Genomic DNA, 13,072 nt, shown 5'->3' on the forward strand with positions numbered 1-13,072 from the left:
CTTCGCAGCGTCCCAGCGTTCGTGACCTTTCATCGTGCCACTGGCACGATGAATTCGCTGCGCGAACCGGTCACTCACCCCTGTTCCTGCATACGGTGAGCGATCGCCCGATGCAGATCGGGCGCAGCCGCGACCAGCGCCCTGGCCGCCTCCGACTGCGGATGATCGAGCACGTCGCCGGTCTTGCCGCGCTCGACGATCCTGCCGTCATGCATGACCAGCACCTCATCGGTGATGGCGCGGGCGACGGTCAAATCGTGAGTGATGAAGAGATAGCCGATGCCGAGCTTCTGGTTGAGCTCTGCGAACAGATCGAGGATCTGGGCGCGGATCGACACGTCGAGCGCCGAGACCGGCTCGTCGGCGACGACCAGCTTCGGCCTTGTGATGATGGCGCGGGCGATCGACAGGCGCTGGCGCTGGCCGCCGGAAAACTCATGCGGATATTTGTCCATGTCGCTGACGCCGAGGCCGACCTCGTGCAGCGCATGCGCCACCATCTCGCGTCGCTCGGCCGGTGTCGGCTTCTTTTCCAGTACATGCAGCGGCTCGGCGACCAGTTTCTCGACCTTCTGGCGCGGGTCGAAAGAGCCGTAGGGATCCTGGAACACCACCTGCATGTCGCGCCGCGCGGCTTTGAGCTCCGCCTCGCTTTTGCCGGTGATGGTCTCGCCGCGAAAGCGGATCGTTCCCGATGTCGATTTGTCGAGCGCCAGGATCATGCGGGCAAGCGTTGACTTGCCGCAGCCGGAGCGGCCGACCAGCGCCACCGATTGGCCCGGCGCCAGCGACAAGGACACGTCGTCGACGGCGCGGATTGGAGCCGCTGACTTGAACAGGGAGGTGCGCCGGCCCGGATAGTCCCGTGTCACGCCTTCGACCTCAAGCAGCGGTTTGCCCTGGCCGGTGGCGTGAACCTTGGCGCGCGCGGGCACGTGCATGGAGGCCAGCGCCAGCTGGCGCGTGTAGGGATGCAGCTGTTCCGACAGCGTGCGTGCGGTGTCGCCGGCTTCCATCACCTCGCCATGGCGCAGAATGGTGATGCGGTCGGCCATTTCGGTGACGACAGCGAGGTCGTGCGAGATCAGAAGCAGGCCCATGCGGTTTTCGCTGACAAGGCCGCGCAAGAGGTCGAGGATCTGCGCCTGCAGCACCACGTCGAGCGCCGTGGTCGGTTCGTCGGCGATGAGCAGCTTGGGTTTCAATGCGCAGGCAATGGCGATGACGACGCGCTGGCGCTGGCCGCCCGACAATTCGTGCGGATAGCGCGACAGCGGGAATTTCGCCTCCGGCAGGCCAACCCGGTCGAGCATTTTGCGCGCCCGGTCTTCGGCTTCCGCGCGGCTGGCTTTGGTGTGCCAGCGTATGCCTTCGGCGACTTGTTCGCCGATGGTCTTGACCGGGTTCAGCGCCGTCATGGGCTCCTGGAACACCATGCCGATGTCATCGCCGCGCAACGCGCACATCTGGTCCTCTGTGGCCGCGAGGATGTCGATGCCCTCGAAGGTCACGCAGCCGGTGGCGCGCGCAGCATGCGGCAGAAGCCGCATGATGGTCAGCGCCGTCATCGATTTGCCCGAGCCGGATTCGCCGACCAGCCCCATCACCTCGCCGGGCGCGACGGAGAGGTCGACCCCTTTCAGGATCGACGTGTCGCCGATGGCCAGCGACAGGTTCTCCATCTGCAGCAGGCTCATCGCTGCCGCCGCGATTTCGGGTCGAGTATGTCGGCGATGCCGTCGCCGAGCAGATTGAGCCCAAGCACGGTGACGACAATGGCCATGCCGGGGAAGATGGCCATCCACGGCGCCACCACCATGCGCGTCTGAGCGTCGAACAGCATGCGGCCCCAGCTCGGCATTGGCGGCTGGGCGCCGAGGCCGACATAGGAGAGACCGGCTTCGGCCAAAATGCCGAGCGCGAACTGGATGGTGCCTTGCACCAGAAGCAGCGTGGCGATGTTGGGCAGCACGTGCTCGATTGTAATCTGCGTCTTGCTCTTGCCGGCGGCGAGCGCGGCGAGAATGAACTCGCGTGGCCAGATCGCCAGCGCGCCGGCGCGGGCGACGCGCGCAAACACCGGGATGTTGAAGATGCCGATGGCGATGATGGCGTTGATGGCGCCCGGTCCGAAGATGGCGGTGATCATGATCGCCGACAAAAGCGCCGGGAAGGCGAAGACAAGGTCGTTCAGCCGCATCAGCGCCTCGTCGACAAACCCGCCGCGCGCCGCGGCGAAGGCGCCGAGCGGCACGCCGACGCCCATGCCGATGCTGACCGCGACCAGCGCCACGGCGATCGAGTTGCGGGCGCCGACCATGATCATCGACAGGATGTCGCGGCCGAAATGATCGGTGCCGAACCAGTGCGCCGAAGAAGGCGCCAGCGTCTTGTCCGAGATCACCAGTTTGGTCACGTCGTAGGGCGTCCAGACGTAGGAGATGACCGCGATTGCAGCCACCAGCACCGTGATGGCGAAGCCGATGAGGAAGGAGCGGTTGCGGAAGGCCTTGGCCAGAATGCTGCCCAACGTCTCCTGCGGGATGTCGATGTGCAGCGTCATTGCCGGCCTCGAAGGCGCGGATCGACGATGGCGTAGGAGACGTCGACGACGAGGTTAACGGCAATGACGGCGACGACCAGCAGCATGACGATGCTTTCGACGACGATCAGGTCGCGCTGAGTGATCGCCTGGAACACCAGCCGTCCGAGGCCGGGGAGATAAAAGACGTTCTCGATGATGATGGTGCCGGCGAGCAGGAAGGCGAATTGCAGGCCCAGAATGGTCAGAACCGGGATCATCGCGTTGCGCAGCGCGTGCCGCCATAGTACGGCACGATAGGGCAGGCCCTTGGCGCGGGCGGTGCGGATATAATCCTCGTTCAGCACCTCGAGCAGCGCGGAGCGGGCAACGCGCGCCAGGATCGCCGCCTGCGGCAGCGCAAGGGCGATGGCCGGCAGCAGCAGCGATTTCAGCGCCGGCCAGACACCGGCGCTCCAGCCGGGAAAGCCGCCGGCCGGCACCAGCCGCAGCCAGACGGCAAAGAGGTAGATCAACATCAGCGCGAACCAGAAGTTCGGGATGGCAACGCCAAGCTGGGCGGCGCCCATGGCGATCGTATCGCCGGCCCGGCCGCGCCGGCTGGCGGAAAAGAGCCCGACGGGAATGGCAATGATGGTGGACAGCGCCAGCGCGATCAGCGCCAGCGGCAGGGAAACCGCCATGCGTTCGCGGACAAGGTCGATGACCGGCACCGAATAGGTGTAGGAGCGGCCGAAATCGAGGCTGAGCAGACCGCCGACCCAGTGGAGGTAGCGCAGGAGAAGCGGCGCGTTGAGGCCCATCTGGTTGCGCAGGAGTTCGACCTGCTCGGCGCTGGCGTTGAGGCCAAGCATCAGCCGCGCCGGATCGCCGGGCAGGATTTCGAGCACGGTGAAGACGACCATCGAGGCCAGGATCAAGGTGGCGATGGCAATGGCGAGGCGTTGGAGGAGGTAGGCGGTCATGGTGGAGGGAATGGTGCGTTGCCAAGTGCGATGACTGAGCAAAGGCAGCGTTCTGTCACACCCCCCTCTGTCCTGCCGGACCCGGCCCTTCGCTGTCGCTTCGGGCGTTCCTTGTTCGGAAAGCCAAGCAGTTGGCTTTCCGTCCGCTGCGCGGACCACTCCTCACCCCCCGCAAGGGGGGAGATCAGCAGTTTCCGTGTCGTCGACCAGCGTTCAACGTTCGCGATAGGCGAAAGCGGAGATGAGAGCCCAATCTCCCCCCTTGCGGGGGAGATGCCCGGCAGGGCAGAGGGGGGTGTGAAGGAATGCACACTGTTGCCTGTCGGGCGCCGCCTCAATCCGTCCACTTCACCTTGGTCAGATCATTCGCCTGGATCGGCGCATTCTCCCACAGGCCCTGCAGCTTGGCGTCCCAGACGCCGACCTTCGGCAGTTCATAGAGGAACCCCACCACGGCGTCGTCGGCCAGGATCTTCTGTGCTTCGCCGAGCAGCGTGTTGCGCTTGGCGTCGTCGGAGGTGAGGTTCAGCTCGGCGATGATCTTGTCGAAGGCGGGGTTGTCGTAGTTGAAGTAGTAGTCCTTGCGCGAATAGATATCGATGTCGTTGGGCTCGGTGTGGGAGACGATGGTCAGGTCGTAATCCTTCTTGGTGAACACCTGATCCAGCCACTGCGCCCATTCGACCGGAATGATTTCCAGGTCGATGCCGACATCGCGCAGCTGCGAAGCGATGATCTCGCCGCCAAGCCGCGCATAGGAAGGCGGCGGCAGTTTCAGCATCGCCTTGAAGCCGTTCTCCAGGCCGGCTTGCTTCAGCAGCTCCTTGGCCTTGTCGACATTGTGCGGGTACAGGCCGGTGAGGTCGACATAGGCTTTGCTGGCGGGCGACATGTGCGAGCCGATCGGCACGCCGAGGCCGGCCGAGGCGCCGTCGATGATCGCCTTGCGGTCGAGCGCGAAGGCAATCGCCTGCCGCACCTCGAGCTTGTCGAAAGGCGGCTTCTTGTTGTTGATCGCCAAAATGGTCTCGCCCTCGGTCGAGCCGATCACCACCTTGAAGCGCGGATCGTCCTTGACCTGCGCGACGCTGTCGGGATCGAAGAAAGGGAAAGCCTGGATGTCGCCCGAGAGCAGCGCCGGCACGGCGGCGGCGGCGTCGGGAACGATGCGGAACTCGGCTTTGTCGAGGAACACCGGGGCGCCCCAGTAAGTGTCCGATTTCACCAGCGTGATCGACGAGCCCTTAGCCCAGCTCTGGAATTTGAACGGGCCGGTGCCGATGGGCTTTTCCTTGTTGGTGTCGGCGCTCTCCGGCGCCACGATCACGGCGTCGCCCCAGCCCAGATTGTAAAGGAACGACCCTTGCGGGTTCTTCAGCGTCACCTTGACCGTTGCCGGATCGACGACTTCGACCGTATCGATGGCGGCGAACAGGGCCTTTTGCGCGTTTACGGAATTGTCGGCGCGGGCGCGGTCGAGCGAGAACTTCACGTCGCCGGCGTCGAAGTCGCTGCCGTCATGGAATTTGACGCCGGTGTGCAGCTTGAAGGTGTAGACCTTGCCATCGTCGGAAATGGCCCAGCTCTCGGCAAGGTCGGGCAGCACTTCGCCATTCGGGCCGATGCGGGTCAGGCCCTCGAAGACGTTCGCGTAGAGCACTTCGTCGATCGCCGCGGCAGCACCGGCGGTCGGATCGAGATGCGGCGGCTCGAGCGGAATGCCGATCACCAGGTCGGTGCGTGCGGCAAATGCCTGACTGCCGGCCAGTGCCAGCACCGCGGCGGCAAGAATGGTTTTCCACAATTTCATCGTGCAACTCCCAAATGCTCGAACCCTTGTGCGATAGAAGCGTGATTTCGAGGTGGAGTAAATTGCGTTTCGTGCTCTGCAGCGACCCGGGGAGGAATGTTTTTTCAGCGAAGTCGATGGTTTAGCCCGCGGCCGTGCCCCTGAGCAGCACATTGAGCCCGATCGCCATCACCTTGGCCGACTCCACCATATCAGAGATACCGACCCATTCGTCGGGCCGGTGGGCGAGGTCCAAAATGCCCGGGCCATAGGCGATGCAATCATAGATGTGGCCGATGCGGGCGATGTGCTTCTGGTCGTAAGTGCCTGGTGAAATGACATAATCCGGCTCGCGGGCGAAGATCGCCATGATGCCTTGCGCCACCGCCTTGACCACCGGCGCATCGCGCTCGGTCATCAGCGGCAGCACCTCCATCAGGTCGCGAATCTCGTAATCGAACTTTTTGCGCTCGCGCTTCAGCCGGTCGAGGATATCGGTCACCTCGCTCTTGACCGTGGCAAGGTCCTCCTCGAGCAGGAAGCGGCGGTCGATGGTCAGCCGGCAGGCGTCGGGCACGTTGGGTGAGGGCAGGCCGGGGCGGAAATCCTCGGTCTGGCCGCCATGGATCGAGTTGATGTTCATGGTCGAGCGCTTTGCGCCTTCGGGCACGACAGGCATGCGCGTCACCTTGCGGTCGAGCGCCGGAAACAGTTTGTCCTCGAAGGCCTGCAGCACGGCGCCCATATGGCGCACCGCATTGTCGCCGAGGAACGGCATCGAGCCATGCGCGATCTCGCCCTTGGTCTCGATCTCCGCCCACCAGACGCCGCGATGGCCAAGACAGATGCGGTCCTTGTTCAGCGGCTCGGGGATGATGACGTGGTCGACCTTGGGTTTCGAGAAATAGCCGAGCCTGGCCAAATGGGCGACGCCGCCGAAGCCGCCGGACTCTTCATCGACGGTGCCGGAGATTTCGATGGCGCCGGGAAAGTCGGGGAAAACCTCCATGAAGGCTTCCGCCGCGATGATCGAGGCGGCCATGCCCCCTTTCATGTCGCAGGCGCCGCGGCCGTAGACCTTGCCGTCCTTCACCACCCCGGCAAAGGGATCGACGCTCCAGCCTTCGCCGGCTTCGACCACATCGATGTGCGAGTTGAAATGGACGCAGGCCCCAGGCGAGCGGCCGTCGAAGCGGGCGACGACATTGACGCGGGGATAGCGGTCGGTGTCGCCGGGCGTGCCTTCGGCGCGGATGAATTCGGTTTCGAAGCCAAGCCTGCCTAGGCGCGCACCGATATATTCGGCGCAGGGGCGATAGGCTTCGCCGGGCGGGTTGATGGTCGGGAAGCGGATCAGGTCGGCGGTCAATGCGACCAGGTCATCAACACGGGCGTCTATCGCTTTGAAGAGTCGTTCGCTCATTCCCGGATTTGAGCAGGCAAGGGGGTGGTTTTGCAAGCATCGCGCCACTGGCGCCGAAACTTCGTGTCGCAGCGGCAACTATGGCGGGAAAATCGTTCAAATTCGCTGCTTTAGATTGGCGAATTTATCAAGGAGTGTGTGCTAGGTCACTCACCTGTCGTTAAAAAGATGAAAAACCGCGTGATGACAGGGCAGGCAAGGGGCATCAAAGGGGTTTGATCTCATGACAAAAATCGTTCTCATGGCAGCTGCTTTTGCTGCGATGCTGTTCGGCACGTCCATCGAAAGCAGGGCTGCCTCGCTGGTGGCCAGCATCGACGTCTCGTCGCAGACCATGACCGTCAGCCAATACGGCCAGGTGCTTTATCGCTGGAGCGTGTCGACCGCGCGCAGCGGCTATTTCACGCCGCGTGGCACCTATCGGCCGCAACGCACGGCGCGGATGTGGTATTCGAAGAAATACCACATGTCGCCAATGCCTTACTCGGTGTTCTTCCATGGCGGCTACGCCATCCACGGCACCGGCGCGGTCAGGCAGCTAGGGCGTCCGGCATCGCATGGCTGCGTGCGGCTGCACACCGCCAATGCCGCGATGTTCTATGCGATGGTGCGCGAAGTCGGCTTCGGCAATACGCGGATCGTTGTTACGAACTGAGCCTATCGACGACTTAAGATTGACGCTGCCGCTGGCCGGTGGCGTTGGCCTGTCCACGCCGGCGGCGACGCCGGCCTGAGATTTCCCACCTTTTGTGGAACCACATCCACTGTCCCGGATCCTCGCGCACCCAGCGCTCGACCACGTCGGCGAGCAGTTGGGTGGTGGCCGCGACATCGACGCTGCCGCTTTCATTGCGCGGCAAGGTCAGCTTGTCCTCGATCTCGAGGCGGAAGCGGTTGCCAGGCAGCCGCACACATCGCGCCGGATAGACGTCGCAATCATAGTGACGGGCGAGCATGCCCAGAACCGGATTGCTCTGGCATGGGCGGTTAAAGAAGATCGTCTCCAGCCCGCTGGAGAATTTCTGGTCGACTAAAACGCCGATATTGCCGCCTTTCTCCAGAATCGACGCCAGCGCGAAGGAGGCGCCGGTCGAAGACGGCAGCAAGGCGCCCATGCTCGAACGCCGCGTCGAATGGATATAGTCGGCGAGGTAAGGATTGTTCGGGGGACGAAACAGCGCCGTGATCTTCATGCCGAACGTCGCGGCCGCGACCGGCAGCAATTCAAAATTGCCGAGATGGCCGGTGAACAGGATATGCGGTTTGTCCTCGCCGGCAATCTGATGGAAATGATCGGCGCCGCCAACTTCGACGCGGCCGGGCGTCGCTGCGTTCGGATCATAGTCGAAGAGGGCGTCAAGAAAGATGTATTCGGCGGCGAGCCGGGCCATGTTGCCCCACATGTCGGAGGCGATGGCCTCGATCTCGACATCGCTCTTCTCGGGATAGGCAAGGCGCAGATTGTTGATGGCGACACGGTGGCGCCCGACCCACGGACCGATGCGCCGGGCCGCCCGGTCCGCGAAATTGAGCGCCCTGTCCGCGGGTAAGAGGCGCAGCAGCGAGATGATCGTCATCGCCACGCGCGCCACCAGCCAGTGCTCCATCTGGCGCAGTCTTCGGCCATAGCGGAACATGAAGTCCCGGCGGGCTTTCTTGAACACCTTGCCGACCATAGTCCTAGGAAACGCGCAGGATGATCTTGCCGAACACGTCGCGGCCTTCCATGCGCTTCAACGCGGCGTCGATGCCGTCGAAGCCGACTTCGGTGTCGATGACAGGTGCGACCTGTCCCGCCGCCATCTTCTGCATGGCGTTGGCCATGTTCTCCATGCGGCAGCCGAAGGACCCAAGCAGCTTCAGCTGCTGCTGGAACAGCTGCATCAGATTGATCTGCGTCGACACGCCGGAGGTCGAGCCGCAGGTGACCAGGCGGCCGCCGCGCTTGAGGCACAGCATCGAGGCGGCAAAGGTGTCGGCGCCGACATGTTCGAAGACGACGTCGACGCCCTTCTTCCTGGTGAGCTTGCGCACGACCCCTTCGAAACGATCGTCGCGGTAGTTGATGACATGCTCGGCGCCGAGCGCCTTGGCCTTGTCGATCTTGTCGTTGGAACCGACCGTGGTGATGATGGTGCAACCCATGCGCTTGGCCAGCTGGATCGCCGCCGAGCCGATGCCGGAGCCGCCGGCATGGATGAGGATGGTCTCGCCGGGCTGCAGCTTGGCATTGTCGAACAGCATGTGCTCGACGGTGCCGAAGGTAACGGGTGCGACAGCCGCGCCGACATCGGTCACGCCGGGAGGGGCAGGGACCAGCAGGCGCGCCGGCAGGTTGATCTTCTCCTGGGCAAAGCCATCGAGATGGAAGCCGTGGACGCCCGAGACATGTTCGCAGAGATTGTCGCGGCCTTCGCGGCAGGCGCGGCAAAGGCCGCAGGTGCGCGCGCCATAGATTGATACCAATTGTCCGGGCAGCAGGCTGGAGACGCCGGGGCCGACAGCTTCGACCTCGCCGGAGGCTTCGGCGCCGACGACCAGCGGCAGCTTACGCTTGGCGAAGGCCATGCCACGCCAGCCCCAGACGTCGATATGGTTCAGCGCCACCGCCTTGATGCGCAGCGTGACTTCGCCCAATGCGGGGGGCGGCGGGGGCGGCAGGTCCACCGTTTCAAGACGGCGGTCCTCGATAAGTTGCAGTGCGCGCATGGGGCCTGTCAGTTCAGTCTGGCTGAAAAAGGTCGCTTAGACCGGTTCCCGCGCCATGACAAGGCAAGTGTTCTGGCCGCCGAAGCCGAACGAGTTCGAGAGCACGGTGCCGACTTCGGCATTGCGCTTCTTGTTGGGCACCACGTCGAGCACGATTGCCGGGTCGGGATTGTCGTAGTTGATGGTCGGCGGAATCACGCTTTCGCGCATGGTCATCAGCGAAAACGCCGCTTCGACGGCGCCGGCCGCCGACAGCGTGTGGCCGATCATCGACTTGTTGGACGAGACCGGCATCGAGCCGATGCGATCGCCGAACACGGTCGACAGCGACAGATGCTCCATCTTGTCGTTTTCCGGCGTCGAGGTGCCGTGAGCGTTGACGTAGTCGATCTCGTCCTTGCTCAGGCCGGCATCCGCAAGGGCGGCGCGGACTGCTGCGATCGCCGGCGAACCGTCGGGCTTGGAACGGGTGCGATGGAAATCATCGGCCTTTTCACCGCAGCCGCGCAGGATGCCGAGAACGCTGGCGCCGCGGGCAAGGGCTGCCTCAAGCGATTCCAGCACCAGAGCGCCGGAGCCTTCCGCCAGCACAAAGCCGTCGCGGTCCTTGGAGAAGGGTTTTGACGCCTTTTCAGGGATGTCATTGTGGGTCGACAGCGCCGAGAGCAGCGAAAAGCGGATCAGCGCCTCGGCGGTTGCCGAACCGTCGGCGCCGATCGACAGCGCCCGGTCGCATTCGCCGCGGCGGATCGCTTCGACGCCGAGCTGGATGGCGGTGGCGCCCGAAGCGCAGGCCGTCGACAGCGTGATCGGCAGGCCGCGCGTGCCAAAGCGGTCGGCCAGCCGGTCGGCGATCGCGCCGAACTGCGTGCTTGCGAACGTATCTGTTTCCTTCAGCCCGCGCGCCACCCTGAGCAGCCTTTCGGCGCCGGCGCCTTTGCCGTCGGAATTGTAGAGCGCGAAGCGATCCTGCCAGTCGAGTTCGACCGGCGGCGAGGCGAGGAACAGAGGCCCGCCAAAATCAGAGGAATCGAGGCCGGATTCGGCCACCGCCTCATTCGCGGCGGTTTCGGCCAGTTCGTAGGTCAGCAGGCTGGCGCCTTTCGAGCTTGAGTCGAGGAAATCGACCATGCCGGAGATGCGGGTGTTGAGGTGGTCGACGGGAAAGCGGGTGATCGGGTGGATGCCCGATTTGCCGGAGGTCAGTGCCGCCCAGTTATCGGCCTTGCCGATGCCGAGCGAGGTTACCACGCCGATGCCGGTGACGGCGACGATCGGCCTGCCCATGTGATCTCTGAGATTGGCCATCCGGAACCTCTTAACTTTGCAGCATGATCGCGCAGCGCTGCTTCAAGCAGCGTTGACCAGCGCCATGCCCTCGAATTGGTGATAGCCGATCGCCGTTGCGAGCACGGTTTCGGGAATGCCTTCGAACGGCTTCTCGGCCGCGGCGTCGAAAACGGGGTAGGCGGCCTTCCGGTCGACGGCCAGGGCGGCGAGGGCGACCGCGAATGGAAACTGCGCTTCCTTCATATGCCCGGTCAGCGTCGCGAAGCCGCGCGCCGATATCGCCGGATTGGCATCCAGCGCTGACTTTTCGGCTGACGTTGCGGTATGCGCCCCGGATGCGCCCGACAGGGCAAGCAGCTTGCCGCTGGGGAGAGTTGCCTGTTTGAGCAGTGTCGCGATCTCGGCGTCAAGCTCGCCGCGCGAGCGCCGGGCGCGGCCTGAGACGACCGGTCCGAGCTCGGCATAGATTTTCCGCCCACGCCTTTGCGCGTGTTCGCGCTGCTCCAGCACCAGGAAGGCGCCACCGGAGCCGGAGACCAGGCCGCCGCCCTCGGCGCCCTGTCTCTGCCAGACCGGCTTCCATGGGCCGCGATGCAGATAACCGGCCAGCTCATAACCGAGCAGCATGTCGGAATGTTCGGTCTGGAAGGCGCCGCCGACCAGTATGTGCGTCGACTGTCCGGAGCGGATGCGCGCGGCGGCGGTCTCGACGGCGGCGACGCCGGCACCTTCCTCGCCCATGAAGGTCCTCGACGATCCCGTCACCTTGTGGACGATGGAGATGTTGCCGGCGAGCAAATTGGAGAGCTGGGCCAGGAAAAGGGTCGGCCGCAATTCGGTGGTCAGTTTCTCGTTGAGCAGCACGTCGCGGTCGTTGCGGCTCTCGGACGCTGCGAGGATGGCGGCATCGACCGCCTCGTCCCGCTCGCCGCCGCCGGCGGCTACCACCATGTCCATCGTCGTGCAGAGATCGTCATTGCCCTTGATGCCGGCGTCATCCAGCGCCATGCCGGCGGCATAGGTGCCCAGCCTCTGCCAGGTTTCCATCTGCCGCTGGTCGCCGCGCTTGGCGATCTGCAGGTTCCAGTCGATCTCCGGCAGGGGATGCACGGTGTAGGGCGCAAAGCGCGCGGATTCGAGCACCGGCTGCAGGCCCGGCTGCGCCAGCTTCTGCCAGTGGGTATCCGGACCCTCTCCCAGCGAGGAGACAAGGCCGATACCGGTGATGACGACGTCGCGAGGGCTGCTCATGAGCGGCTTTGTGGGTCAGGCGGCGCAGCCCGTCAAGGCCGCGCGCCAGCCGATATCAGGCGGTCTTGGCGGCGACCAGCGCGTCGATCTTGGCGCACAGGTTCTTCATGACGAAGTAATCGTCGGTCGAAGCCTTGCCGTCATTGACTTCCTGGGTCCACTTTTCCAGCGGCACCTTGATGCCGAATTCCTTGTCGATGGCAAAGACGATATCGAGGAAATCGAGACTGTCGATGCCGAGATCGTCGATCGTGTGGCTCTCGGGAGTGATGGTGTCGATATCGATCTCGCTGGTGTCGGCAATGATCTTGGCGACTTTGTCGAACGTGGTGGACAAGGGCTCTTCCTTCGGTTGCGGGCGGAATCTGTCCGCATCTGGTTTGGGCGCTGTCTAATCGGTTTTTCCCGGCAGGAAAAGGCCTGATGCGCGGGGCGCAGATGGGATGGCCCTCCCGTGAAGACAAGAAGGGCCGCCCGACAAGCCGGTGGCCCTTCCAGTTGACGTTACGTCAGCTTAGTTTTCACGGAGCTTGACCACTGGCTCTCTCAGAACGTGACGCGGCCGAGCACGCGCAAGCCATCGCCCTGCGGCTCGACCACCACCGCTTCGCCCTCGCGCGGCGAGACGCCGGTCAGCGCGACGATGTTTTCGAGATGCGTGACCATGACCAGATTGTCGGAACCGGTGTAGGCGCGGATTTCCTTCATCACCGCGTCGAGCTGCGCGGCCTTCTCGGTCGGATCGCTCCTCAGGAGGTCTAGCGGCGCAAAGAGCTCCGGCTCCGCTTCGAAGGCGATGCGGGCGGTGTCAAGGCAGCGGCAATAGCGGCTGGACAGCACCCGCTCGATGGGGGCGGCGCGGGCGCCGAACAAGGCGCCGATCTTGCTCGCCTGCTGCTTGCCGCGCGCCGATAGGTTGACCTGGGTGGCGCAGTTGTCGATGACGAAATTGGCGGGGTCGGTGGTGCCGGTGACCAGTGCGTGGCGAAGCAGCACGACATGGCCGCCGTCACGCAGCAGCGCCCAGCCGGCGTCGGTCGCGTGGGCGACGGCGGGAACAGCAAGCAGGAACAGCGCCAGCACAAATCGAATCATCGAAACCT

12 protein-coding genes are annotated in these 13,072 nt (G+C 64.1%); 1 reads left to right on the forward strand and 11 read right to left on the reverse strand.

Annotated features, from left to right (window positions below; all coding sequences use genetic code 11):
• Window positions 1–74: 74 nt before the first annotated feature.
• The 5 genes from NKJ77_RS13255 to NKJ77_RS13275 all read right to left on the reverse strand — a co-directional run bounded on the left by NKJ77_RS13255 (window position 75) and on the right by NKJ77_RS13275 (window position 6,719).
• Entirely contained in the window at window positions 75–1,697 is a 1,623-nt protein-coding gene (locus NKJ77_RS13255; RefSeq protein WP_023830563.1) for an ABC transporter ATP-binding protein, read from the reverse strand.
• Window positions 1,694–2,563, reverse strand: a complete 870-nt coding sequence (locus NKJ77_RS13260) for an ABC transporter permease (protein WP_023830564.1) — start codon at window positions 2,561–2,563, stop codon at window positions 1,694–1,696. The genes NKJ77_RS13255 and NKJ77_RS13260 overlap by 4 nt, the downstream gene beginning before the upstream one ends.
• Window positions 2,560–3,507 carry an ABC transporter permease gene (locus tag NKJ77_RS13265; protein ID WP_023830565.1) on the reverse strand — a complete coding sequence of 316 codons (948 nt, stop codon included), beginning with the start codon at window positions 3,505–3,507 and terminating at the stop codon, window positions 2,560–2,562. The genes NKJ77_RS13260 and NKJ77_RS13265 overlap by 4 nt, the downstream gene beginning before the upstream one ends.
• Window positions 3,508–3,841: 334 nt before the next feature.
• Window positions 3,842–5,317 carry an ABC transporter substrate-binding protein gene (locus NKJ77_RS13270; RefSeq protein WP_023830566.1) on the reverse strand — a complete coding sequence of 492 codons (1,476 nt, stop codon included), beginning with the start codon at window positions 5,315–5,317 and terminating at the stop codon, window positions 3,842–3,844.
• Between the two features lie 121 nt (window positions 5,318–5,438).
• Complete coding sequence (locus NKJ77_RS13275) at window positions 5,439–6,719, reverse strand: acetylornithine deacetylase/succinyl-diaminopimelate desuccinylase family protein (protein ID WP_023830567.1); 1,281 nt, start codon at window positions 6,717–6,719, stop codon at window positions 5,439–5,441.
• Window positions 6,720–6,942: 223 nt separating this feature from the next.
• Between NKJ77_RS13275 and NKJ77_RS13280 the strand changes: the two genes are divergently transcribed.
• Window positions 6,943–7,374 carry a L,D-transpeptidase gene (locus NKJ77_RS13280; protein ID WP_023681747.1) on the forward strand — a complete coding sequence of 144 codons (432 nt, stop codon included), beginning with the start codon at window positions 6,943–6,945 and terminating at the stop codon, window positions 7,372–7,374.
• Window positions 7,375–7,387: 13 nt separating this feature from the next.
• Here NKJ77_RS13280 and NKJ77_RS13285 read toward each other — a convergent pair whose 3' ends face one another.
• From NKJ77_RS13285 to NKJ77_RS13310, 6 genes are all read right to left on the reverse strand, one after another.
• On the reverse strand, window positions 7,388–8,395 hold the full coding sequence (locus tag NKJ77_RS13285) for a lipid A biosynthesis lauroyl acyltransferase (protein WP_031194745.1): 1,008 nt from the start codon (window positions 8,393–8,395) through the stop codon (window positions 7,388–7,390).
• 4 nt (window positions 8,396–8,399) lie between these two features.
• Window positions 8,400–9,428 (reverse strand): zinc-binding dehydrogenase, encoded by a 1,029-nt coding sequence (locus tag NKJ77_RS13290; RefSeq protein WP_023691042.1) that lies wholly within the window; start codon window positions 9,426–9,428, stop codon window positions 8,400–8,402.
• A 36-nt stretch (window positions 9,429–9,464) separates the two neighbouring features.
• Window positions 9,465–10,736, reverse strand: a complete 1,272-nt coding sequence (locus tag NKJ77_RS13295) for a beta-ketoacyl-ACP synthase (protein ID WP_023696480.1) — start codon at window positions 10,734–10,736, stop codon at window positions 9,465–9,467.
• A gap of 42 nt (window positions 10,737–10,778) precedes the next feature.
• Window positions 10,779–11,969, reverse strand: coding sequence for a beta-ketoacyl-ACP synthase (locus NKJ77_RS13300; protein ID WP_023830570.1), 1,191 nt, complete (start codon window positions 11,967–11,969; stop codon window positions 10,779–10,781).
• 55 nt (window positions 11,970–12,024) lie between these two features.
• Complete coding sequence (locus tag NKJ77_RS13305) at window positions 12,025–12,306, reverse strand: acyl carrier protein (protein WP_010909964.1); 282 nt, start codon at window positions 12,304–12,306, stop codon at window positions 12,025–12,027.
• 209 nt (window positions 12,307–12,515) lie between these two features.
• Window positions 12,516–13,064 (reverse strand): histidine phosphatase family protein, encoded by a 549-nt coding sequence (locus tag NKJ77_RS13310; RefSeq protein ID WP_023730712.1) that lies wholly within the window; start codon window positions 13,062–13,064, stop codon window positions 12,516–12,518.
• Between the last annotated feature and the right edge of the window lie 8 nt (window positions 13,065–13,072).

The organism is Mesorhizobium sp. M0052, from assembly GCF_040323255.1.
GTDB lineage: Bacteria > Pseudomonadota > Alphaproteobacteria > Rhizobiales > Rhizobiaceae > Mesorhizobium.

Excerpts from the sequence above, each read along its gene's own strand:
- NKJ77_RS13255 (WP_023830563.1), bottom strand. The coding sequence starts at position 1,697 with ATGAGCCTGCTGCAGATGGAGAACCTGTCGCTGGCCATCGGCGACACG.
- NKJ77_RS13260 (WP_023830564.1), bottom strand. The coding sequence starts at position 2,563 with ATGACGCTGCACATCGACATCCCGCAGGAGACGTTGGGCAGCATTCTG.
- NKJ77_RS13265 (WP_023830565.1), bottom strand. The coding sequence starts at position 3,507 with ATGACCGCCTACCTCCTCCAACGCCTCGCCATTGCCATCGCCACCTTG.
- NKJ77_RS13270 (WP_023830566.1), bottom strand. The coding sequence starts at position 5,317 with ATGAAATTGTGGAAAACCATTCTTGCCGCCGCGGTGCTGGCACTGGCC.
- NKJ77_RS13275 (WP_023830567.1), bottom strand. The coding sequence starts at position 6,719 with ATGAGCGAACGACTCTTCAAAGCGATAGACGCCCGTGTTGATGACCTG.
- NKJ77_RS13280 (WP_023681747.1), top strand. The coding sequence starts at position 6,943 with ATGACAAAAATCGTTCTCATGGCAGCTGCTTTTGCTGCGATGCTGTTC.
- NKJ77_RS13285 (WP_031194745.1), bottom strand. The coding sequence starts at position 8,395 with ATGGTCGGCAAGGTGTTCAAGAAAGCCCGCCGGGACTTCATGTTCCGC.
- NKJ77_RS13290 (WP_023691042.1), bottom strand. The coding sequence starts at position 9,428 with ATGCGCGCACTGCAACTTATCGAGGACCGCCGTCTTGAAACGGTGGAC.
- NKJ77_RS13295 (WP_023696480.1), bottom strand. The coding sequence starts at position 10,736 with ATGGCCAATCTCAGAGATCACATGGGCAGGCCGATCGTCGCCGTCACC.
- NKJ77_RS13300 (WP_023830570.1), bottom strand. The coding sequence starts at position 11,969 with ATGAGCAGCCCTCGCGACGTCGTCATCACCGGTATCGGCCTTGTCTCC.
- NKJ77_RS13310 (WP_023730712.1), bottom strand. The coding sequence starts at position 13,064 with ATGATTCGATTTGTGCTGGCGCTGTTCCTGCTTGCTGTTCCCGCCGTC.